At 64.1% G+C, this 22,385-nt stretch carries 15 protein-coding genes; 8 read left to right on the forward strand and 7 right to left on the reverse strand.

Going from position 1 to position 22,385, the window contains the following annotated elements:
- Positions 1-35: 35 nt before the first annotated feature.
- From IGS60_RS18445 to IGS60_RS18460, 4 genes are all read left to right on the forward strand, one after another.
- Positions 36-1,133 carry an ABC transporter substrate-binding protein gene (locus tag IGS60_RS18445; protein WP_070219147.1) on the forward strand — a complete coding sequence of 366 codons (1,098 nt, stop codon included), beginning with the start codon at positions 36-38 and terminating at the stop codon, positions 1,131-1,133.
- Positions 1,134-1,211: 78 nt separating this feature from the next.
- Entirely contained in the window at positions 1,212-3,002 is a 1,791-nt protein-coding gene (locus IGS60_RS18450; protein ID WP_070219148.1) for an iron ABC transporter permease, read from the forward strand.
- Between the two features lie 20 nt (positions 3,003-3,022).
- A complete protein-coding gene (locus tag IGS60_RS18455; RefSeq protein WP_070219149.1) occupies positions 3,023-4,096 on the forward strand; it encodes an ABC transporter ATP-binding protein in 1,074 nt (357 codons plus the stop codon).
- Positions 4,097-4,098: 2 nt separating this feature from the next.
- Entirely contained in the window at positions 4,099-5,145 is a 1,047-nt protein-coding gene (locus IGS60_RS18460) for an AbrB family transcriptional regulator (protein WP_230505772.1), read from the forward strand.
- On the opposite strand, the gene IGS60_RS18465 is transcribed toward IGS60_RS18460, so the two are convergent.
- Genes IGS60_RS18465 through IGS60_RS18475 form a run of 3 tightly spaced genes read right to left on the reverse strand, consistent with a single transcriptional unit; the run spans position 5,142 to position 6,789 of the window.
- Positions 5,142-5,924: a DUF2145 domain-containing protein gene (locus tag IGS60_RS18465; protein WP_070290560.1), complete on the reverse strand. Its 783-nt coding sequence runs from the start codon at positions 5,922-5,924 to the stop codon at positions 5,142-5,144. The two genes, IGS60_RS18460 and IGS60_RS18465, sit on opposite strands and share 4 nt — an antisense overlap.
- 5 nt (positions 5,925-5,929) lie before the next feature.
- Positions 5,930-6,343 carry a hypothetical protein gene (locus tag IGS60_RS18470; RefSeq protein ID WP_230505773.1) on the reverse strand — a complete coding sequence of 138 codons (414 nt, stop codon included), beginning with the start codon at positions 6,341-6,343 and terminating at the stop codon, positions 5,930-5,932.
- A gap of 23 nt (positions 6,344-6,366) precedes the next feature.
- Positions 6,367-6,789 carry a hypothetical protein gene (locus IGS60_RS18475; protein ID WP_230505774.1) on the reverse strand — a complete coding sequence of 141 codons (423 nt, stop codon included), beginning with the start codon at positions 6,787-6,789 and terminating at the stop codon, positions 6,367-6,369.
- A 160-nt stretch (positions 6,790-6,949) separates the two neighbouring features.
- On the opposite strand from IGS60_RS18475, the gene IGS60_RS18480 reads away from it, so the two are divergent.
- Positions 6,950-7,693 carry a helix-turn-helix transcriptional regulator gene (locus IGS60_RS18480; protein ID WP_230505775.1) on the forward strand — a complete coding sequence of 248 codons (744 nt, stop codon included), beginning with the start codon at positions 6,950-6,952 and terminating at the stop codon, positions 7,691-7,693.
- Positions 7,694-7,717: 24 nt separating this feature from the next.
- Here IGS60_RS18480 and IGS60_RS18485 read toward each other — a convergent pair whose 3' ends face one another.
- Positions 7,718-9,172: a DUF3999 family protein gene (locus IGS60_RS18485; RefSeq protein WP_230505776.1), complete on the reverse strand. Its 1,455-nt coding sequence runs from the start codon at positions 9,170-9,172 to the stop codon at positions 7,718-7,720.
- A complete protein-coding gene (locus IGS60_RS18490; protein WP_230505777.1) occupies positions 9,169-12,363 on the reverse strand; it encodes a DUF2339 domain-containing protein in 3,195 nt (1,064 codons plus the stop codon). Before IGS60_RS18490 ends, IGS60_RS18485 begins: the two co-directional genes overlap by 4 nt.
- A 246-nt stretch (positions 12,364-12,609) precedes the next feature.
- On the opposite strand from IGS60_RS18490, the gene IGS60_RS18495 reads away from it, so the two are divergent.
- Complete coding sequence (locus tag IGS60_RS18495) at positions 12,610-14,496, forward strand: MFS transporter (protein WP_230505778.1); 1,887 nt, start codon at positions 12,610-12,612, stop codon at positions 14,494-14,496.
- Between the two features lie 3 nt (positions 14,497-14,499).
- On the opposite strand, the gene IGS60_RS18500 is transcribed toward IGS60_RS18495, so the two are convergent.
- Both IGS60_RS18500 and IGS60_RS18505 read right to left on the reverse strand, forming a co-directional pair.
- Entirely contained in the window at positions 14,500-16,041 is a 1,542-nt protein-coding gene (locus tag IGS60_RS18500; RefSeq protein ID WP_230505779.1) for an ATP-binding protein, read from the reverse strand.
- 7 nt (positions 16,042-16,048) lie between these two features.
- Positions 16,049-17,563: an ATPase domain-containing protein gene (locus IGS60_RS18505; RefSeq protein ID WP_083286944.1), complete on the reverse strand. Its 1,515-nt coding sequence runs from the start codon at positions 17,561-17,563 to the stop codon at positions 16,049-16,051.
- A 421-nt stretch (positions 17,564-17,984) separates the two neighbouring features.
- Here IGS60_RS18505 and IGS60_RS18510 point away from each other — a divergent pair, with 421 nt between their 5' ends.
- Together IGS60_RS18510 and IGS60_RS18515 are read left to right on the forward strand one after the other, a co-directional pair.
- The gene (locus IGS60_RS18510; RefSeq protein WP_070310281.1) at positions 17,985-19,205 is read left to right on the forward strand and encodes an efflux RND transporter periplasmic adaptor subunit; all 1,221 of its coding nucleotides are present in this window, start codon (positions 17,985-17,987) and stop codon (positions 19,203-19,205) included.
- Positions 19,206-19,220: 15 nt separating this feature from the next.
- Positions 19,221-22,385 (forward strand): efflux RND transporter permease subunit, encoded by a 3,165-nt coding sequence (locus IGS60_RS18515; protein WP_230505780.1) that lies wholly within the window; start codon positions 19,221-19,223, stop codon positions 22,383-22,385.

The following is a 22,385-nucleotide window of genomic DNA, read 5'->3' on the forward strand; positions in this document are numbered from 1 at the left end:
GCAAACCATACAACAATCACAGACGGAGACAAACCATGCAAACCAAGACCATACTCGCCATCGCCCTGGCAGCCGCTTTTGCGGGTACCACCGGCGCCGCCTTCGCCCAGGTGCCGGCAGGTTATCCGGCCGACTACCAGAAGATCATCGACGCGGCCAAGAAGGAAGGCAAGGTGGTGATCTACAGCGCCACCGACAGCAAGGCCGCCGCGCCCCTGATCAAGGATTTCAGCGCGCTGTATCCGGGCATCTCGGTTGAATACAACGACATGAATTCGACGGAAGTGTACAACCGCTTCATTTCCGAAGTGGCCGCCGGCGGCAATACGGCCGACGTGATGTGGTCGTCGGCGATGGACTTGCAGATGCGCCTGGCCTCCGACGGCTACGCCCTGAAATACAAGTCGGTCGAAGCGGCGAAGATCCCCGGCTGGGCCATGTGGGACGACCAGGCCTACGGCACCACGTTCGAGCCGGCCGCCATCGTCTACAACAAGCGATTGCTCGATCCGAAGGAAGTGCCGAAGAATCACGACGACTTCGTCAAGCTGATCGCCACGCCGAAATTCAAGGACAAGGTCACCACCTACGACATCGAAAAGTCGGGCGTCGGCTTCATGTTCATGGCGCAGGATGCGAAGGAATATCCGCAATTCCTGGCGCTGCAAAACGCGTTCGGCACGGCCAAGGTGCGCGTGCAGTCGTCGACGGGCACCATGATGGAGCGCATCTCGTCCGGTGAAAACCTGATCGGCTACAACGTGCTCGGCTCCTACGCCCTGGTGCGCGCCAAGACCGATCCGTCGATCGGCGTGGTGCTGCCCAAGGACTACACCTTGATCCTGTCGCGCGTGCAGTTCATCAACAAGAACGCGAAGAACGTCAACGCCAGCAAGCTGTGGCTCGATTACATCCTGTCGCACCGCGGCCAGACCATCATCGCCAACGGCGCCAAGCTGTTCGCCATCCGCGCTGACGTCACGGGCGAAACGACATCGGCGGAACTGATCAAGGAAATCGGCGCGGCCAACGTCAAGCCGATTCCCGTGCACCCGATCATCCTGCAATTTCTGGGACCTGCCAAGCGCATGGCGTTCCTGAAGCAGTGGAAAGAGACCGCCGGCAAGAAGTAAAAATAGCCAATGCCGTCTTGGCCGCCCGCGAGCCTGGCTTGCGGGCGCACGCCGCACCCTTCATTCATTGGATTCATCATGCAAACTGCTATCTTGCCGCTGCCTGCGCGGTCGCGCTCTCCCTTGTCGCGCCTGAACTGGCCGCGCGGCGTGGTCGTGGCGATCACGCTGGTCGCCATCTTCCTGCCGCTGTTCCTGATTTTTTACCAGAGCTTTTTGAACGCGCCGTTTTTCATGCCCGTGCGCGAATTTGGCTTTGATTCCTACCGTTTCATCTTCGATGATCCCGATTTCGCCATGGCCTTCAAGAATGGCCTGATGCTGGCCTTCGGTCTGACCGTGATCGCCGTGCCGCTGGGCGGCATGCTGGCCTTTTTGATGGTGCGCACGGACCTGCCTGGCCGCGGCTGGGTGGCCCCGATGCTGCTGGTGCCGATCTTTGTGTCGCCGATGGTGATGGGCTTCGGCTACGTCGTCTCGATGGGGCCCGTGGGCTTCTATTCGATCTGGGCCAAGGAGCTGCTCGGCTTCGTGCCGTGGAATATTTATTCCTTCACCAGCATCGTCATCATCGCCGGCCTGACGCACGTGCCGCACGTCTACCTGTACGCTTCGTCGGCCCTGAAAAGCCTGGGTTCGGACGTCGAGGAAGCGGCCCGCGTGGCCGGCGCCTCGCCGATCCAGGTGATGCTCAACGTGTCGCTGCCGATGATCATGCCGGCGCTGGCGTATGCGGGCGTGCTGGTATTTTTCCTCGGCTTCGAGGTGTTCGGCCTGGTGCTGGTGCTCGGCGATCCGGAAGGCCACCTGGTGCTGCCGACCTATCTGTACAAACTGACGAACAAGCTCGGTACGCCGTCGTATCACCTGATGGCCGCCGTCGCCGTCTGCCTGGTGATGGTGACCATGCCGCTGGTGATGATACAGCGCTGGCTGCTCAAATCCGCCAACAAATATGTGTCGATCAAGGGCAAGGGCGCGCGCAGCAAGGCCATGCCGCTGGGCCGCTGGAAGTGGCTGGCGTTCGCTTTGCTGGCCGGCTGGCTGATCTTCACCATCATCCTGCCGTTGACGGGTATCGTGCTGCGCTCCTTCGTGCAGTACTGGGGCGAGGGCGTGCACCTGGCCGACGTCTTGACCTTGCAGCATTTCCGCGACATTTTCGACCAGCCGTCGCTGGTGCGCGGCATCGTCAACACCATCCTGATCGGCGTCGTCGGCGGCGCGCTGGCCGTCGGCTGCTACAGTTTCATCGCGCTGGCCATGCACCGCAAGCAGGACGGCATCACGCGCCTGCTCGACTACAGCGTGCTGGTGCCGCGCGCCGTGCCGGGCCTCTTGGCCGGCCTGTCGTTCCTGTGGGTCTTCCTGTTCGTGCCGGCCTGGCTTGACGGCATCTTGAAAGGCATGGATAACGGCGTGGCGCTGTGGCTGAGCGGCCATGTGATCCCCGTGCTGCGCGAAGTGCGCTCGACGATCTTCGCCTTGTGGCTCGCGTATTCGGTGGTGTGGATGGCCTACGGCATGCGCCTGATTTCCACGGCGCTGCTGCAGGTGGGGCCGGAGCTGGAAGAGGCGGCGCGCGCCGTCGGCGCCAGCCGCGGCCAGGTGACGCGCGACGTGACCCTGCCGCTGATCAAATACGGCTTGCTGGGCGCCTGGCTGATGGTGTTCCTGATCTTCGAGCGCGAATATTCGACGGGCGTGTACCTGCTCTCGCCGGGCACGGAAGTGATCGGCGCCATGCTGGTATCGCTGTGGGCAGGCGGCTCGACCGACCTGGTGGCGGCGCTGTCCTTCATCAATATCACCCTGGTGGCCATCGGCCTGGGCATCGCGCTGCGCTTCGGCGTGAAGTTACATAACTAATTAGAAAATGAGACCACATCATGAATGAACTGACCGTCAATGAACTGCACCTGGACTACGGCACGGGCGCTGCCGCCAACCAGATACTGAAGGGTGTCTCGATGCACCTGCAAAAAGGCGAAGTGGTCGCCCTGCTGGGGCCTTCGGGCAGCGGCAAGACCACCTTGCTGCGCGCCGTGGCGGGGCTGGAAAGCCCGAAGGCGGGCACGATCCAGATCGGCGAGCGCAATGTCTTCGACGGCGCGCAGCATTTCGAGATGCCGGCCGAGCACCGCAACCTGGGCCTGGTGTTCCAGTCGTACGCGCTGTGGCCGCACAAGACCGTGTTCGACAACGTCGCCTATGGCCTCAAATTGCGCAAGATGGGCAGCACGGAGATCGCCGCGCGCATCAAGGAAGTGCTGACGCAGCTGGGCCTGGGGCACCTGGGCGAACGCTATCCGCATCAGCTGTCCGGCGGCCAGCAGCAGCGCGTGGCGATCGCCCGTGCGCTGGTGTACAACCCGCCCGTGATTCTGCTCGACGAACCGCTGTCGAACCTGGACGCCAAGCTGCGCGAAGAAGCGCGCGCCTTCCTGCGCGAGCTGATCGTGCGCCTGGGCCTGTCCGCGCTGATGGTGACGCATGACCAGGGCGAGGCGATGGCCATTTCCGACCGCATCCTGCTGCTCAATAACGGCAAGATCGAGCAGCAGGGCACGCCGCAAAGCATGTATGAAACGCCGGACACCCTGTTTACGGCCGAATTCATGGGCAGTAACAACCGCCTGCCCGGCAAGGTGGTGCAGCGCGATGGCAGCGCCGTGCGCCTGCTGGTCGACGGCGCCTCCATGCAGGGCGTGGCGCGCGGCGCCAACGTGGGCACGGAAGTGACGACCATGATACGCGTCGAGGAAGTGAAGATCAGCGCCACGCAGGTGGACAACGCCATCGAGCTGCCGCTCCTGACCTGCATGTACCTGGGCGACCGCTGGGAATGCCTGTTCGAGCGCGGCGGCGCCGAGAACATCAGCCTGCGCGCGTATTCGCGCCACAAGCTCGACGCGGGCAAGTACTGGCTGCACATGCCGGCCGATAAGCTCTGGGTGTTTTAACGGTGCCGTGGTGGCCGCGCTGGCGCGCCTTTGCTGCCGCGCTGGCCGCCGGGCTGGCGGGCGCCGCCATCTGCCTGTGGCTGCACACGCCGCTGCCGTGGATGATCGGCCCCCTGTTTGCCACGGCCGCACTGCGCCTGGCAGGGCGCGAACTGGCCTGCCCCGTGCGCGTGCGCGAGGCGGGCCAGTGGGCCATCGGCACGGCCCTGGGCCTGTATTTCACGGCGCCCGTGCTGGCCGTCCTCATTCTCTATATGCCATGGATCGCCGGCGCCGTGCTGTTCGCGCTGGCGCTGGGGGCGTCTGGCGCCATGCTGCTGCGGCGCCTTTCCGGCGTCGACCAGGCCACCGCCTTTTTTGCCATGGCTGTCGGCGGCGCGTCCGAGATGGCGGTGCAGAGCGAGCGCCATGGCGCGGATGTGGGCAAGGTCGCCGCCGCGCACAGCTTGCGTATGATGCTGGTGGTGGCGACCATTCCCTTCGGCGTGCGCTACTGGGGCAGCCATGGCCTGGCTGCGGGGCATGAAAGCTTCGTGCCCGGCGCCGCGCTGGTCGACTATGGCGGGCTGGCGCTGCTGGTCGGCATCACGGTGCTGGCGGCCCTCGCCTTCAAACGGGGCCAGTTGCCCAATGCCTGGGTCATCGGCCCGCTGCTGGCCGCGCTGCTGCTGACGGCGTGCGGTATCCATCTGTCGCGCCTGCCCGAATGGATGATACGCGCGGGCCAGCTGTTCATCGGCATCGCCCTGGGCACGCGCTTGAGTCCCGCCTTCCTGCATGCCGCGCCCCGCTACCTGGCCGGCGTTGCCCTGTGCAGTGTCCTGATGCTGCTGCTGGCGGCCGCTTTCGGGCTGGGCTTGGCGCACTGGCTGGGCATCCACCCGGGCACGGCCATCCTGGCCACTTCGCCCGGCGGCATCGCGGAAATGTCGCTGACGGCCAAGACCCTGCAGTTGGGCGTGCCCATCGTCACGGCGTTTCACGTGGCGCGCATGGTGGTGCTGGTATTGCTGACGGGGCCGCTGTTCCGCCTGCTGCAGCGTCCTTAGTTCCGCACGACGATTTCCTGCACCTGCGGTTCGCGCTGGCGCATGAAGCGCACGATGGAGTCGACGGTGACGACGTCGATCTGGCGCGTCATGCGGCGCTCGAACGGGTGATCGTCGAAAGCGATATTGGCGCGGAACATGCGCGCGCCCAGGCGCGTGGCGGCGGGGATGCTCAGCGTTTGCGGTGCGTAGCTGGCGCTGCGCAGCCAGCCTTGCGCTTCGGCGCGCGTCTCGATCTTGCCGGGTTCGTTGCTGGCGGCGGCCAGGGTTTCCAGCACCCACTGGTTCGAGTTCTGGTACTTGGTGGAAAACGGGTAGGCCAGCATATTGTAGTGCGGCTCATGCAGGCGCTTGGGCGTGTTGCTGGTCAGCAGGCGCACCAGTTGCTGCTGCGTATCCTGGCCGGGAATCAGGATCAGCGTTTCGTACATGAACACGTCATCCATGAAGAAATTGCCCAAGCCTTCGTTGTACAGCGACGACTGCGCCGTGCCGCATTCATTGAGTTCATGCACCACCAGCCAGCGGCCCTTCGGGTGGTCGCGCCAGGCCAGCGCCATGTGCGAATAGCGCAAATGGTACTTCGACAGGTCCTGGCCGGCGCGCGCCACCAGCGCCACCTGCGCGCCCGAGGCGTCGAGCGCCTGCAGGGTCTTTTGCGCCAGGTCCATCGATTTCACGAGGGTGGTCGCATCCGTTTGCTTTTCCTCGCACGAGCGCCCCGCATGGGCGGTGCCGGCCAGGGCCAGGCTGAGAACAATGACGGTCAGGCGTTTCATGGGGTTCACGCTTTCGAATGGTGGAGGATGGCGTTGCCGGCCGCGTTCGGCACATAGGCGATGGCCTTGCCCGACAGCATCAGCATGTGGCCCGTCGAGACGGCCACTACCTTGACGGCCGTGCCGGCCGCCAGCGACAGGCCTTGCATGGCTTTCTGGCTCAGCTTGACGGAGGCCGTAGCCGCCTGCGAGGCACCGTTGGCCGCGCTTTTGAGCACGAGCACGCTGCCGTCGGCCACGTCTTCCACCTTGTCGATGACGATTTCACCGGCGGCGGCCAGCACCGACATGGAGCCGACCAGCACGATGGCCGAGACCATGCTGGCGTTGTCGGACGCGTTGGTGGTATCGGAGTTGGCCTGGGCCAGCGGCGCCGTGGTGGCGGCGCACAGCAGGGTCATGGCGAGCAACTGTTTCATGGAATTTCCGTTCTTCATGGTGGTTACACTTTGGAATGGTGCAGCAGCGCCTTGCCCAGTTCGTTCGGGATGAAGGCGATGGCCTTGCCGGAAAGAACCAGCATGTGGCCGGTGGACAGCGCCACCACATTGACCACGGTGCCGGCCGCCAGCGACAGGCCCTTGGCCGCTTGCGTGCTCATCTGGATGGATGCGCCGCCCGCTTCGGAAGCGCCTTTCAGCACGATGACGATGCCTTCGCCCACTGTTTCCACGCTGGCAACGACGACCTGGCCGGAGGCGACCAGCATCGACATGGACCCGGCGACGACGATGGCGGAACCGTCGCTGAGGTTTTGCGAGCCTTTCGACAGGTTCTCCGAGGCGGCGGCGTGGACCAGGCCGGGGGCGGCCACGGAAAGCGTCAACAGCGACAAGGACAGGCAGAGGGGCAGCAGGCGTTTCATGTGTTTCTCCTTCAAGTGTGCCAAGTGGCAACGCCATCATTGTAGACTGTGGGCAATTGGTCAATGAAAACGCTACTCGTAGCGGGCAGGCATACCGCAGGTAGCGTATTGCGCTACTTTTTTGCCGCCTGAATCAATGCTATTTTTATAAAGGAAGTGCATGCCGCAAACCCACGCCCTGATCGAGGCCTTGAAACGCTTGTTGAAAGCGCGTTCCGTCACGTATGCCGAGCTGGCCCAGCGCATCGGCGTGTCCGAAGCCAGCGTCAAGCGGATGTTTTCGCAGAAACAATTTACCCTGCAACGGCTGGACCAGATCCTGGTGGCCATCGGCAGCGATTTCCAGCAGCTGGCGCTGGCCGTGCAGTCAGCCCAGGCCGCGCCCACCCTGATCACGGGCCTGACGTATGCGCAGGAAAAGGAAATCATCGAAGACACCCGGCTGTTCGTGGTGGCCGTCTCCGCCCTGAACCTGCTGCCGCTGGAGCAGATCGTCGCCATCTACGACATCAGCGAAGCGCAAGCCGTGAAATACCTGCTGCGTCTCGACAAGATCGGTTTTCTGGAACTGCTGCCGAATAACCGGGTCAAACTGCTGGTGGCGCGCACGTTTGCGTGGATACCGAACGGTCCGATTCACACCTATTTCAAACAGGAAGCCTATGGCGACTACCTGAATTCGCAATTCGATGGCGAAACGGAATTGCTGCGCCTGGTGAACGTGATGCTGTCGAAGAAATCCACGGCAGCCTTGCTGGAGCGCCTGAAGCAAGTGGCGGTGGAATTTTCGCAGCAGCACCAGGAAGACGCGCGCCTGCCTGGCGACGAGCGTCTGGCCATCAGCTTCATGCTGGCGGCACGTCCCTGGATGCCGCAGACGTTCAAGGCGCTGCTGCGGCAGTGAGGCAGTAATGTCGCGGCCAAGCGGCTAATGTTCCTGCTTGTCCGTACTGCCTTGTTCCTCTTTCATTTGCGTCAGCAGGCGCCAGGCAAAAAAGCCCAGTACGGCCACGCCCAGCAGCAGTGCCGCCCATAGTGCGGCCAGGCGCCACGGTGCCCCGTCCTTGGTGACGCGTGGAGGGGCTTCAGCGCCGGCGTTGGTCTGGAGCGGGCCGGCGCTGGCCGTCTTGAGCGCCAGCAATTCGTCTGCCTTGAAGCCGGGCGCCACTTGCGACAGCGGCTGCGCGACGGCGGCGGCGTTGCTGTTGCCGAACGCCAGCTGATAGGGCGGCTTGCCGCTGGCCAGGAAGACGACAGTGGCCGGTGTCCAGCCCAGGCGCAAGGCGGGCGCATTGCCGGCGGCGAGCGGCTGTTCCGTGGATGTCTGCAGCACCCATTCGCTGGTCTGCGTCACGGGCATGGCCAAGTCGCCCGAAATCCGTTCCTTGCCATCGAGGCCGATGCGGTAAAACGTCGTGCTCAGCAGGGGATCGAAATACGCGCCTTGCGCGGGACGCGCCTGCTGGCGCAGGTGCAGCCGGTGCCGGGGAACATAGCTGTTCTGGCGATACACGCCCAGGGTCACGGGCAGCACCGTATTGGTCTGCGTCAATTGCAGGGCGATGCTGTCGGCGGGAATGGCGAGGGGCGTGGCGTAGCGCCATTCATTCGCCTGCTTGCCAGGCAAGCCTTGCAGCACGACGCTGGCGCGCGGCGCGGCGATGTCCGTTTCGCTGACGGCTTGCGCCGTGATCGCGGCAAAGGCCAGCGGTTCGCCCGCTTGCCAGCTCAGGCGTGCATAGCGAAACGCGCGCGGCGCAAAGGCGATGCTGTCGTTGGCCAGGGTTTGCGTGTCGCTGTTGCTGAGCCAATTCAGGGTGGTGGTACCGATGGCGTCCCATTGCTTCAGGTCGTCGCTTACTTCCAGCAGCACTTGTGCACTGTAATTGTCCGTGCGGGCCGGCGGCGTGAAGCGCAGGGCGGCGATGCGCTTGTCTTGCCCTTGCTTGCCCAGGTCGAGGATCAGCGCCTGCAGCGCCGTCGTCGCCGCTGCCGTGCCGGCGCGCGTGCTGACCGACAGCAGCCGGCCATCGTCGGCCGTGCGGATATCGATGCCTTGCAAGCCATCGCCAGTTGCCGGCGTGCCCGTCACGGGGAAGATACGGGCTGGAATGTTCGTGCGCTGCGTGGCCGATTGCGCCGGTGGTGCACCGATGGCATAGGCCAGGCGCTTGCCGTCGGCGTCGAACAGGCGCAGGTCGGCCAGGCTGGCCGAGCTGGCGTGCAGGTAGACTTCCCTGGGCAACGATAGCTGCACGATGCCCGCGCCGGCAGGCGACTGGATGGGCATGCTCCAGCGATAGTCCTGCGGCCGGTCCTGGCCGGGCGCGGCCAGCGCGGCGCCCGCCAGCAGCAGGCTGCAACAGATCAATATGGGTTTCATGCGGCTCCCGGATGCGGTTCGGCCGGCGCTGTCGCGGCAGCCTTGGGAAAAGGTGCCAGGTAGCCGATCAAGACCATCAGCAAGCCGACACCCACGAAAGAGATGATGCGTTCGATGCCGCCCACGTTCGACAGGTCGATCAGGAACAGTTTCAAGACAACCAGTCCCAGCAGCACGGCGCCCATGCTCCATTGCTGGCGCCGCTGCTGGCGGGCCGCATGGCGCATCAGCAGCAGGGCTGTGACGCTCCACACGAGCGACAGCATCGCTTGCACGAACTGCGAGGCCAGCATGGCGTCAAAGGTGTACGGCACGCCGAGGTAGTGCGAGACCGTGCGCAGCAGCATCAGGTTGAACCAGCCATACAGCAAGCACGCGGCCACGACGGGCAAGCGCGCCTGCCACAGGGGCGGCAGCGGGATCTGTCCGGCCGGGAATAAACGGTAGCTGGCCATGGCCAGCAGCACGGCAAAGCCCGTGCTCAGGTCCAGCGGATTGAGCAGCGGCAAGTAGGGCAGCGGTGCCATGGCGCCGTCGTCAAAGACGTTCCATGCGGCGATCAGCAGCAGCGACCACAGCGCGCCCAGCGGTATCAAGGTGCGCTGGTACCACGCGGCAATCGGCGCCACCGGCCAGGCGCCCGCGCGGCAGCGGCGGATCAGCCAGGCCAGGACCAGCATCATGGCCCAGGCCGGCAAGTAGCGGGCCCAGGCAGGGCTGACGCTGTCTTCATGCTGTGCCAGCCAGGTGCTGACATGCATGGCGCCCACGGGCCACAGCATCAGCCATGGCGCGGCCGTGCGCAGCGTGTGCAGCAGGCGCAGCGCCCGCACGTCGAGTGGCCAGCCCGCTTGCGGCCAGGCCCGCAGCAGGTATTCGCCGGCCGCCAGCGCGCAGGCCAGCGCCAGCCAGCTCAAGCCTGTCGGCAGGTAGTCGCGCAGGTACAGCGCCAGCAGCAGGTTGGCGCTCCACAGGCCCAGGCCGAGCCAGGCGGCCACGGTCAACCAGCGCAGTTGCGGCCAGTCCAGGCGCCGGGCCACGATGGCGAACACGGGCGTCGTGACGGATACGGCGATCAGGTACAGCGCCAGCCAGTGTTCGCCCGCGTGCGGCTGCATGGTCAGGTCGCCGTCGATCAGGCGCAGCAGCCAGCTGACGAGCGGCACGAGGATGGCGGCAAACCACAGCAAGCCGCTCCAGACCAGCAGGGGGCGCGCTACCAGGGCCAGCAGTTCGTCGCCGCCGCGCGCGCGCAGCGCAAGGAAACGGGCGCTGGCAAAGGCGCCGGCGCCCAGCAGCAGGGCGCTGAGGAAGGAGCCGCCGAACAGGCTGGCCGGATGCTGGTCCCAGGCCCAGCTGGCGTGGCTGAGCATGACCATGCCGGCCAGTACCTGCACGGCCAGCAGCAGCGCGCGCGGCGCATGCCATTGCTCGCGCCGCGCCAGTGCCGCCAGCAGGGCCGCCACTGCCAGCGCGCTGATCGTCAGCAGGTTCAGTTGCGTGGCGGCGTCCGTGCGCAGCAGGATCTCGCTCCAGATACCGCCCAGCAGCCAGACCGTGGCGGCCGTCAGGAACAGCACGGACATGCTGCTCATGAACTCCGGATGCAAGGGGCTGCCATGGCGGCGGAAATTGTAAGCCATCACCAGCGCGGCGGCGGCCAGCAGCGCGCAGCCGAGCCAGATGTTGGCCTGCAGGGCCAATGCCGTATTGAGTTGCTGCATGGCGATGAGGAAGGCAATCCACGCGGCTGCCTGCACCAGCAGGCCGAAGGCCCAGGCCAGGGTCTGGCGCTGGCGCAAGCCGACCCAGACGATGCCCGCGCCTTCCAGCGCCCAGGCGGCCGACGTCCAGCGGCCATCGAGGGCGAACGGGATGGCCAGCGTGCCGAAGACGATGCCCAGCGCGAGGAAGGCTTCGGCCAGCAGACGGAAGCCTTCGCGGCGCCACAGGGCCACGGCCAGGCCCGTGTAGGTCAAACCGGCCACCAGCGCGGAAAACGCCAGGCCAAATTTAAAATTCCAGACCAGGCTGTATTGCAGGCCCATGGCGGCCAGCGGCGTGCCGAACACGAGCGTGCCATCCACGTAGTGCTTGAGGCGCGGCGCCTGGCGTGCGCAGTAGGCGATCGCGATGCCGATATAGAACAGCACGAACAGGATCAAAAACAATTGCGTCGACAGGTAGTTGTCCGGGGTGTAGCGCAGCAGGCCCCAGATGGTGGCGACGACGAAGGTAAAGCCAAAGCTCAGCACATTCAGGACGCGCCAGGCGCGTTTCAGGGCGATGGCGAAGACGCCCGCATTGAGCAGCGCGTAATAGCTGAACAGGCCGATATGGCTGCCGCTGCCCGTCGACACGAGCAAGGGCACGGCAAAGCCGCCGACGATGCCGAAGACGGCCAGCCAGACGGCGTTTTGCAGCACGGCCAGCAAACACGTGAACGCCGTCAGCACGAACAGCACGGCAAACGCCAGGCCGGCCGGGATCAGTTCATACAGGCGGAAGGCGCCAAACGTCACCAGCATCAATATCGCCAGCGCTGTGCCCTGCAGCGGCAGGCTGATGCCGGGACGCTTGACGCGGATGCGCCAGGCCCAGGCCAGCAGGGCGATGTCGGCCAGCGCGATGCCGGCCAGGCGCAGTTCGATGGGCAGCGTGACCTGCGCCGACACATACTTGAGCAGGAAGCTGACGCCGAGGAAGAGGATCAGCAAGCCCAGCTTGGCGACCAGGTTGCCGGTCAACAGCCAGTTCTTCGCCTTGGCAAACAGGCCATCCGGGCGCGCGATCCAGGACGGGGTATTCGGGGCGGCGGGGACAGGTTTGGCGGGAGCCGGCGCGGCGGGCGGCGCAGGTTTGGGCGGGGCTGCCGCCGGCACTGCCGGCGCGGCCTTTGCCAGTTCGACCGGCTCGGTCATGGCCGCTTGCGGAACCGGCGTCGGCACGGAAACAGGCACAGGCACCGGCACCGGCACCGGCACAGGCACAACACTCTCTACGGCGCGCGGGGCAACTGGCGCGTCGGCCAGGCCTTCCAGCGCTTGCAGGCGCTGCTGGATGCCGCTGACTTCCTTGCGCAGGCGCGCCGTCAGCAGCTCCAGATCGGCCACCTTTCTGCGGTATTGCAATGCCAGCACGAAGGCGGTAATCAGCAAGCCTAGGATGAACAGCGTGATCAATCCAAACATGGAGTAGCTTTCTGGGAAGGGCAGGGCGAAGGCGCCCGAAGTATGCGCACATTACCTTATTATCAAGAGACTGGCGATTTCTGTTGCGTCATGGCAAGTGCCAAGGGCGGCATCAGGAAGACATGGCCAGCATGGCGTGGCAGGCTGTTTCCCGTATTGACGCCAAGCAATATGACGACATTCAGATTGTCGCGCGCAAGATAGTGCTGTATTTTAGCAATTCCTTAATTGCCGGTTCCCCATGCCATGAGTCAAAGCAGCCAGTTTTCCTTATTGTCGCAGCGCCGTTTCGGGCCCTTCTTCTGGACCCAGTTCTTTGGCGCCTTCAACGACAATCTGTTCAAGACGGCCCTGATGGTGATCCTCGCCTACGATGCGCTGAGCTGGACCACGCTCGACCCGTCCACCATCACGAATCTGATTCCCGGCCTGTTCATCCTGCCCTACGTCGTGTTTTCGGCCACGGCCGGTCAGTTGGCAGATAAATTCGAAAAGGCGGGCCTGGCCCGTTTCGTGAAATGGATGGAGCTGGCTATCATGGCCGTGGCCGCCGCCGGATGGATGACGCACACGCTGTGGTTGCTGGTGGCGGCCGTCGTGGGCATGGGCGTGCATTCGACCCTGTTCGGCCCCGTCAAGTATGCGTATTTGCCGCAGCAGCTCAAACCCGAGGAATTGGTCGGCGGCAATGGCCTGATCGAGATGGGCACCTTTGTCGGCATCTTATTGGGTGAAATCCTCGGCGCCGTGCTGATCGTGCACAAGCCGCTGGGCGTGGAACTGGTAGCCGGCGCGACCATCGCCGTGGCCGTCTTCGGTCTGATCGCCAGCTACCGCGTGCCGCGCACGCCCGCGCCCGAGCCGGAGCTGAAGGTGAGTTTGAACTTCGTCGCCGAATCGTTGCGCAACCTGAATTTTTCGCGCAAGAACCGCCCCGTCTTCCTGGCCATGCTGGGCAACTCCTGGTTCTGGTTTTACGGCGCCCTGATCCTGGCCCAGTTCCCCGTGTATTCGAAGGATTTCCTGCATGGCGACCACAGCGTGTTCGTGCTGCTGCTGACGGTGTTTTCCGTCGGCATCGGCACGGGTTCCCTGCTGTGCGAGCGGCTGTCGGGCCACAAGATCGAGATCGGCCTGGTGCCGTTCGGCTCCATCGGCCTGTCGCTGTTCGGCATCGACCTGTATTTCGCCAGCAATGCGTATGTCAACACGCAGGTGGTCGATGCGCTGGCGTTTGTGGGCCAGGCGGGCGTGCCGCGCATCCTGATCGACATCGTCATGATCGGCGTGTTCGGCGGCTTTTTCATCGTGCCCCTGTTCGCGCTGATCCAGACCCGCTGCGACCCGAAACACATTTCGCGCACGATCGCCGGCATGAATATCCTGAACGCCCTGTTCATGGTGGCGGCCGCCGGCGTGGCCATCGTGCTGCTGGGAAAGGGTTTCACCATACCCCAGCTGTTCCTCGTCACGGCGATTCTGAATGCGCTGGTGGCCGCCTACATCTTCTCGCTGGTGCCAGAATTCCTCATGCGCTTCCTGGCGTGGATACTCATCCAGACCGTGCACAGGGTCAAAGTCGTCGATGGCGAGCGCATCCCCGCGGAAGGGGCGGCCGTGCTGGTTTGCAACCACGTCAGCTATGTGGACGCCATCGTCATCATGGCGGCCAGCCCCCGTCCGATCCGCTTCGTCATGGACCACCGCATCTTCAAGATGCCGCTGATGGGCTGGATTTTCCGCACGGCCAAGGCGATTCCCATCGCGCCGGCCAAGGAAGATCCTTTCCTGATGGAAAAAGCCTTCATCGATATCGCGCAAGCGCTGCATCAAGGCGAACTGGTCTGCATTTTCCCCGAAGGCAAGTTGACCCGCACGGGCCAGATCAGCGAATTCAAGGGCGGCATCGCCAAGATCGTCGAGCGCAGCAAGGTGCCCGTGATTCCGCTGGCGCTGCGCGGCTTGTGGGGTCATCTGTTGAGCCATCGCAACGGCCATTTGTTCGAACGCGCCTTCAAGGCGGGCTTGCGCTCGCGTCTGTCGCTGGCCGTGGGCATGCCCGTGGCGCCCGAGGCCGCCACGCCGGAACTGCTGCAGCAAAAGGTGCAGGAACTGCGCGGCAAGTGGAAATAAGCGCTATGGCGTTTGCGTAGCCGTCCCTTCCTGCCGCGCCAGGTGCGCGCGCAGCAGGGCGGTGATGGCGTCGAAATCCACGGGTTTCGTCAGGTGATGGTCGAAACCGGCTTGCTCGGTGCGCGCGCGCGCCTCGCCCTGGCCCCAGCCCGTCAAGGCGATCATCAGCACGTCGCGCCCCTGCGCGCGCTGGCGGATCTGGCGCGCCGCCTCGTAGCCATCCATGTCCGGCATGCCCAGATCCATCACCACCAGTTGCGGCCATATCCTGTCGACGGCCGCCAGCGCTTGCGCGCCGCCATACGCGACCTGGGCCGCATAGCCCTCGAGCTGGAACAGGCTTCGCAGGGAATCGGCCGCGTCGCGGTTGTCGTCCACCACCAGCACTGGCACGGGCTGGCCCGCGCCCGCGGGCGTGTCGCTTCCGGCGGCGGACGGCGTGGCGGGCGGGGCACCGCCGGCGCTGGCCGGCAGGGTGACGATGAAGCGGCTGCCACGTCCGGGGCCGTCGCTATAGGCCTCGATGCTGCCGCCATGCATTTCGGCAAATTGGCGCGCCAGGCTCAGGCCGATGCCCAGGCCGCTGGTCATCTGGCCCGCCACCGTGCGTCCCTGTTCGAACATGGAAAAGATGCGCGCGATGGCGTCCGGGTCAATGCCGATGCCATTGTCTTCGATCGTCACCTGCAACTGGCCCTGCGCCAGGCGCGCCGTAATGTGGATGAGCCCGCCGTCCGGCGTGAATTTCACGGCATTCGAGACGATATTGGCAAAGACCTGCACCACCCGGGCATAGTCGGCGTGCAATGTCACGGCATGCGGCGGTAGATCGACGGTGATGCGGATGTGCCGGCTGCTGGCCGCAGGCAGGCATAGTTCGATGACATGCTCGAGCACTTGCTGTAATTCAAATTCCTTGCGCTGCAGCAGGACCTTGCCGCTGCTGATGCGGGCCACGTCGAGCAAGTCGTCCACCAGCCGCGTCAGGTGCGTCACCTGGCGTTCGATCACGTCGCTCACCTTGCCGACCTGCGCCGATGCCGGAAACAGGTGCTTGAGCAGGGTCACCGACGACTTGATGGGCGCCAGCGGATTGCGCAGTTCATGCCCGAGGCTGGCAATGAATTCGTCCTTGCGCCGCTGCGTCTCGCGCAACTGGTACTGGCGCTGGCGCGCGCGCAGCATGGCGTGCGCCGAGGTGATCAGGGTCAGGATGTGCACGGGGCGTTCCAGCAGGGTCAGGTTGCCCAGGGTGGAAATAGCTTGCCGCACGGGCAGGGAATCGAGTCCCGCGTGCGTCAGCAGGATGATGGGCAAGTCGGACCAGTCCGGCTGCTGCCGGGCATAGGCGTCGAGCACGGTGTACACGCCAGCATGCAGCGCCTCTTCCACCGTCAGCACGCCGCCGGCGCCCAGCGCCAGCTGCTCGGCCAGTTCGCCGGGCGAGCGGCAGGCGTGGCTGGCGATGGCGCTGCCCGCCAATACCGTGCCGGCCAGGGCGGCATCCTGGCCGGCAGGCGCGTAGATCAGGATGCGCAGCTCCATGGTAGTCCTAAGGGAAAGGCGTGCCGCCGATGGTGGGCAAGCCCGACAGGATGCCGTGAAAGCCGGCCAGGGCCGGGCCGATGCGGATGCCCTGCGGGCTGATCTCGAAACGGCGGATGGTGCGCTCGTGCGCGCTGTCGCGTTTCTTGAAGACGGAAATGGCTTGTCGCACCTCGCCTTCCGTTTCGTAGTAGCGCAGCATGATGACGCTGTCGGCCAGGTAGCTGGCGTCGGCCGCCGTCGTCATCGAGGTGCCCAGCATGTTTTGCTGCACGCCGACGAGCAGGGTGGCCACGCCGTGCTGGCTCAGGTAATTGAGCAGTTCATGCAGGTAGGTGCTCTGGAAGCGTTCATCGGGCACGGCATGCATGTAGCCGTTCAGGCTATCGATGACGATCACCCTGGCGCCCCGTTGCGCCGCGTCGACCACGGCCTGGGCGAATTCGCCCGGTGTCATCTCGGCCGGATCGATCTGCTGTGCGCTCAGCAAACCCGTGTCGAGCGCCTCCTGCAGGCGCATGCCCACGCTGTCGGCCCGGGTCAGGAGCTTGCTGCGCGCTTCCTCGAACAGGAACATGGCGCACGGTTCGCCGCGCGCGGTGGCCGCGTGCACGAATTGCGCCGCCAGGGTGGACTTGCCGCTGCCGGCGGGGCCGGAAAGGAGCGTGCTCATGCCTTCTTCCAGGCCGCCGCCTATCATGGCGTCGAGTTCAGGCACGCCGCTCGACAGGCGCCGATGGCCGCCATCGCGGCGTGTGTCGGCCGCCACCAGACGGGGATAGACGACCAGGCCGTCACGGGCGATCTTGTAGTCGTGCGTGCCGCTGCGAAACGCCACGCCCCGGTATTTCACCACCCGCACGCGGCGGCGGTCATTGCCATAGTCCTGGTTTTGCAGCTCCAGCGAGATCACGCAATGGGCCACGCTACGCACTTGCAAGCCGTCGTCCAGCGCGGAGCGGTCGTCGATCAGCACGGTGGTGCAGTGCCGGCTGGCCAGGTATTGTTTCAACGCCACGACCTGGCGCCGGTAGCGCAAGGGGTTTTCCGCCAGCAGCTGCAGTTCGGACAGCGAATCGAGCACGAGGCGGGCCGGACGGTGCTTTTCGATGGCGGCCAGGATGCGCTGGTTGGTCGAGGCCAGTTCGATTTCCGACGGGTGGAAGATCGTGTACTGGCGCTCGGGATCGAGTATGTCGTCGCTGGGCGCCACTTCTTCGATGGCGATGCCGGCCAGGTCCCAGCCGTGCGACAGGGCCGCGGCGCGCAGCTCGATTTCCGATTCGGCCAGGGCGATATACAGCACGGGCGTGCCCTTGCGCGCCCCTTCGGCCAGAAACTGCAGCGCCAGCGTGGTCTTGCCTGTGCCTGGCACGCCTTCGAGCAGGTACAGGCGCTCGGGCAGCAGGCCGCCCGTCAGTATGGTGTCGAGACCGGGGATGCCCGTCGACAGCAGTGGCGGCGCGTCCAGGCCGCCCGCGCCATCGTCTTGCGCCGTTCCTTGCGCCTGTGCTGTCGTCATCGCGTCCTCGCTTCGCCACGCTGTGGTCAATATATTAGCGCGTCTGCTGCGGCATGTCTTTTCGATACCATTGGTAAATAATCACGGGCGCCATGCAAGCCGGGGCCGGCAGTGTTGCACACTTGTCGTCAGGCTCAGCAAAGAAATCTTGACCCTGCTAAAGTATTGATTCAATCCAACTCTCCCGCTTTGCCGTTTTGCCGCCGCCGGCCTGAATTTCCGATGGATCCTGCTGGTGCGCACCTGCTGTTGTTGTCGCCATTTAATTGCATCATTAGCAACAAAAAACGCTTAAAGGTTACTTTGTTTCAATTGTAACGCTGCTTGACGATTTTAGAATGATCGTTCATTCTTTGATCTGCGTTAATAAATTTAGTCATTTCTAACGACACTAGCCAGCTTCTTTTTCAGAAAGTCCAAGATGCAACCAACCTTTTCCCTGACGTCGCCGCGTACGAGCGGCGCTATTGCCGTTCTGTGCGCCACTGTAATCATGGCCGGCTGCAGTAAAAAACAGGAAGCACCTCACGCGCAGCAAGCGCCGCAGGTGGTCGTGTTTACTGTTAATCCGGCCGCGTTGCCGATGAGCGCCGAATTGCCCGGCCGCACGAATGCCTACCAGGTCGCCGATGTGCGCCCGCAAGTGGGCGGTTTGATCCAGAAGCGCCTGTTCGTCGAGGGTAGCGATGTGAAAGCGGGCACGGCCCTGTATCAGATCGATTCCGCTACTTACCAAGCCGCCGCCAATTCGGCCAAGGCCGCCCTGTCGAAAGCCAAGGCCAACCTGCTGACGGCCGGTCCGAAAGCGTCGCGCTACAAGGAGCTGGTGGCCATCGAAGGCGTCAGCCGCCAGGAGTACGATGATGCCGTCGCCGCGTTCGAGCAAGCGAAGGCAGACGTCGAGTCCGCCACCGCGGCGCTGGAATCGGCGAACATCAACCTGCGCTACAGCACCGTGACGGCGCCGATCAGCGGCCGCACCAGCCGCTCGACCGTGACGGCCGGCGCGCTGGTCACGGCAGGCCAGGCCGAAGCGCTGACCACCGTGCAGCAACTCGATCCGATCTATGTCGACGTGACCCAGTCGAGCACCGACCTGCTGCGCCTGAAACGCCAGATGGCCGACGGCTCACTGAAGAAAGTGGGCGAAGGCCAGGCCAAGGTCGACCTGATCCTGCCGGACGGCAGCAAGTACGGCGCATCGGGCAAGCTGCAGTTTGCCGGCGTGACGGTCGATCCGACCACCGGCAACGTGATCTTGCGCGCGCTGTTCCCGAACCCGAAAGGCGAATTGCTGCCAGGTATGTACGTGCGTGCGCAGCTGGAAACGGGCGTCGATGAGAAAGCCATTACCGTGCCGCAAGTGGGCGTGACGCGCAACCAGAAGGGCCAGGCCACGGCCCTGATCCTGAACAAGGAAAACAAGGTCGAGCAGCGCGTGCTGACCACCAGCGGCACCATCGGCACCAACTGGCTGGTGACGTCCGGCCTGGCCGCAGGCGACCGCGTGATCGTGGAAGGCTTGCAAAAAGTCAAGCCAGGCGCGCCGGCCGTTGCCGTGCCGGCCAAGGCCGAAGCTGCTTCTGCGCCCGCGCCCGCCGCTGCCGCTTCTGCCGCCGCATCGGCTGCCAGCGCCCACTAATTCAGGAGAATATTAATGGCCCGTTTTTTCATTGACCGCCCGATTTTTGCCTGGGTGGTCGCGATCGTCATCATGCTTGCCGGCGTGATTTCGATCCTCAGCCTGCCGATCGCGCAGTACCCGAGCATCGCTCCGCCGTCGATTTCGATCAGCGGCTCCTACCCTGGCGCCTCCGCCAAGACCGTGGAAGATGCGGTCACCCAGGTCATCGAACAAAAGATGAAGGGTATCGACGGCTTGCGCTACATGTCCTCGTCGAGCGATGCGACTGGCGGCATCAGCATCACCTTGACGTTTACCAGCGGCACCAATCCCGACATCGCCCAGGTGCAGGTACAGAACAAGCTGCAGCTGGCCACGCCGCTGCTGCCGACGGCTGTCACGCAACAGGGTCTTGTCGTGTCGAAAGCCACGAAGAACTTCCTGATGGTATTCGGCTTCATTTCCGAAAACGGCAAGATGGACCAGACCGACTTGAGCGACTATGTGGCCGCCAACGTCGTCGATCCGCTGAGCCGTGTTGCCGGCGTGGGCGATGTAACCCTGTTCGGTTCGCAGTACGCCATGCGTATCTGGCTCGACCCGGCCAAGCTGCAAAGTTTTAACCTGACCCCGGCGGACGTGATTACGGCCGTGCAGGCGCAGAATGCGGAAGTGTCGGCCGGTGAGCTGGGCGGCACGCCGTCCGTCAAGGGCCAGCAGCTGAACGCCACCGTCTCGGCGCAAAGCCGTTTGCAAACGGTGGAGCAGTTCGGCGCCATCTTGCTGAAAACCACGACCAACGGTGCCATGGTGTACCTGAAGGATGTGGCCAGCATGGAACTGGGCCGCGAGAACTACAACACCGTGGCGCGCTACAACGGCCATGCGGCCACCGGCGTGGCGATCAAGCTGGCGACGGGCGCCAACGCGCTCGATACGGCCAATGCGGCGAAAGCCATGCTGGGCAATCTGAGCAAGCAATTCCCTGAAGGCATGAGCTACCAGGTGGCGTTCGACACGACCCCGTTCGTGAAACTGTCGATCGAGGAAGTGGTCAAGACCCTGGTCGAAGCCGTCATCCTGGTATTCCTGGTGATGTATTTGTTCCTGCAAAACTTCCGCGCCACCCTGATCCCGACCATGGCCGTGCCGGTCGTGCTGCTCGGTACCTTCGGCATCCTGAATGCCTTCGGCTATTCGATCAACACCCTGACCATGTTCGCCATGGTGCTGGCCATTGGTCTCTTGGTCGATGATGCGATCGTGGTGGTGGAAAACGTCGAGCGCGTGATGAGCGAAGAGGGCTTGTCGCCGCTGGAAGCGACGCGCAAGTCCATGACGCAGATCACGGGCGCGCTGGTCGGTATCGCCATGGTGCTGTCGGCCGTGTTCGTGCCGATGGCCTTCTTCGGCGGTTCCACGGGCGTGATTTACCGCCAGTTCTCGATCACGATTGTGTCGTCGATGGTGCTGTCCGTCGTCGTCGCGCTGGTGTTTACGCCAGCCTTGTGCGCCACCCTGTTGAAACCGGTCGAGAAGGGCCATCACGCGACGAACAAGGGTTTCTTCGGCTGGTTCAACCGCAGCTTCGACCGCAGCAGCAATAAATACCAGGGCTGGGTCGGCGCCATGATCACGCACCGTTTCCGCTCGATGCTGCTGTACGTGCTGCTGCTGGCTGGCCTGGTGTTCATCTTCATGCGCCTGCCGACCTCCTTCCTGCCGGAAGAAGACCAGGGCATCCTGTTTACGCAGATTCAATTGCCGACGGGCGCCACGCAAGAGCGCACCCTGAAGGTGATCGAACAGGTCGAAGACCACTTCATGAACAGCGAGAAAGACAACGTCGCTTCCGTGTTTGCCGTCGCCGGTTTCAGCTTCGGCGGTAACGGCCAGAATACGGGTATCGCCTTCGTGCGCCTGAAAGACTGGTCGCTGCGCAAGGACGTGGCGCAAAAAGCGCCGGCCGTGGCCGGCCGCGCCATGGGCAAGTTGTTGCAGATCAAGGATGCGATGGTGTTTACGTTCGCCCCGCCTGCCGTGCTGGAACTGGGTAACGCCACCGGTTTCGACATGCAGCTGCAGGATATCGGCGGTGTCGGCCATGACGCCCTGATGGCGGCGCGTAACCAGTTGCTGGGCATGGCGTCGCAGAATCCGGCCATGGTGGGCGTGCGCCCGAACGGCCAGGAAGATACGCCGCAGTACAAGATCGACATCGACCAGCAGAAAGCCACCGCGCTGGGCTTGCAGATCTCGGAAATCAACCGCGTGCTGAGCGTGGGCTGGGGTAGCTCGTATGTGAACGACTTCCTCGACCGTGGCCGCGTGAAGAAAGTGTTCATGCAAGGCAATGCCGAATCGCGCATGCTGCCGGAAGACTTGAACAAGTGGTTCGTGCGCAACACGGCTGGCCAGATGGTGCCGTTCTCCGCCTTTGCCACCGGCAAGTGGATTTACGCGTCGCCACGCCTGGAACGCTACAACGGCTTGCCGTCGGTAGAGATCCTCGGTACGCCGGCACCGGGCCAGAGCACGGGCGCCGCCATGAACGCGATGGAAGAGATGGTGGCGAAGTTGCCGCCTGGCATCGGCTTCAGCTGGACCGGCGTGTCGCTGGAAGAGCGCGAATCCGGTTCGCAGACGCCGCAGCTGTACGCGCTGTCGCTGCTGATCGTCTTCCTGTGTCTGGCTGCGCTGTATGAAAGCTGGTCGATTCCATTCTCGGTGCTGCTGGTCGTGCCGCTGGGCGTGATCGGCGCCGTGCTCGGCACGTGGCTGTTCGGCCTGTCGAACGACGTGTACTTCCAGGTGGGCTTGCTCACGGTGGTGGGTCTGTCGGCAAAGAACGCCATTCTGATCGTGGAATTTGCCAAGGAAATGCAGGAATCGGGCATGTCGCTGCTGGACTCGACCTTGCACGCGGTGCGTCTGCGTCTGCGTCCGATTCTGATGACCTCGATTGCCTTCGGCCTGGGCGTGTTGCCGCTGGCCATTTCCAGCGGCGCCGGTTCCGGCAGCCAGAACGCCATCGGTATCGGCGTGCTGGGCGGTATGTTGACGGCCACGTTCCTCGGTATCTTCTTCGTGCCGGTGTTCTTCGTGCTGGTGCGCGGCTTCTTCTCGAAGCCGGACGCGCCCGCCACGCCGGCGACGCCTGGTTCGCCAGCCGTCACGCTTTCCAAGGATGCACATTAA

Origin of the sequence: Janthinobacterium sp. FW305-128, assembly GCF_020858135.1 — a bacterium.
Taxonomy (GTDB): Bacteria; Pseudomonadota; Gammaproteobacteria; order Burkholderiales; family Burkholderiaceae_D; genus Janthinobacterium.

Coding starts and splice junctions, on each gene's coding strand:
- IGS60_RS18445 (WP_070219147.1), top strand. CDS start 36: ATGCAAACCAAGACCATACTCGCCATCGCCCTGGCAGCCGCTTTTGCG.
- IGS60_RS18450 (WP_070219148.1), top strand. CDS start 1,212: ATGCAAACTGCTATCTTGCCGCTGCCTGCGCGGTCGCGCTCTCCCTTG.
- IGS60_RS18455 (WP_070219149.1), top strand. CDS start 3,023: ATGAATGAACTGACCGTCAATGAACTGCACCTGGACTACGGCACGGGC.
- IGS60_RS18465 (WP_070290560.1), bottom strand. CDS start 5,924: ATGAAACGCCTGACCGTCATTGTTCTCAGCCTGGCCCTGGCCGGCACC.
- IGS60_RS18470 (WP_230505773.1), bottom strand. CDS start 6,343: ATGAAACAGTTGCTCGCCATGACCCTGCTGTGCGCCGCCACCACGGCG.
- IGS60_RS18475 (WP_230505774.1), bottom strand. CDS start 6,789: ATGAAACGCCTGCTGCCCCTCTGCCTGTCCTTGTCGCTGTTGACGCTT.
- IGS60_RS18480 (WP_230505775.1), top strand. CDS start 6,950: ATGCCGCAAACCCACGCCCTGATCGAGGCCTTGAAACGCTTGTTGAAA.
- IGS60_RS18485 (WP_230505776.1), bottom strand. CDS start 9,172: ATGAAACCCATATTGATCTGTTGCAGCCTGCTGCTGGCGGGCGCCGCG.
- IGS60_RS18490 (WP_230505777.1), bottom strand. CDS start 12,363: ATGTTTGGATTGATCACGCTGTTCATCCTAGGCTTGCTGATTACCGCC.
- IGS60_RS18495 (WP_230505778.1), top strand. CDS start 12,610: ATGAGTCAAAGCAGCCAGTTTTCCTTATTGTCGCAGCGCCGTTTCGGG.
- IGS60_RS18500 (WP_230505779.1), bottom strand. CDS start 16,041: ATGGAGCTGCGCATCCTGATCTACGCGCCTGCCGGCCAGGATGCCGCC.
- IGS60_RS18505 (WP_083286944.1), bottom strand. CDS start 17,563: ATGACGACAGCACAGGCGCAAGGAACGGCGCAAGACGATGGCGCGGGC.
- IGS60_RS18510 (WP_070310281.1), top strand. CDS start 17,985: ATGCAACCAACCTTTTCCCTGACGTCGCCGCGTACGAGCGGCGCTATT.
- IGS60_RS18515 (WP_230505780.1), top strand. CDS start 19,221: ATGGCCCGTTTTTTCATTGACCGCCCGATTTTTGCCTGGGTGGTCGCG.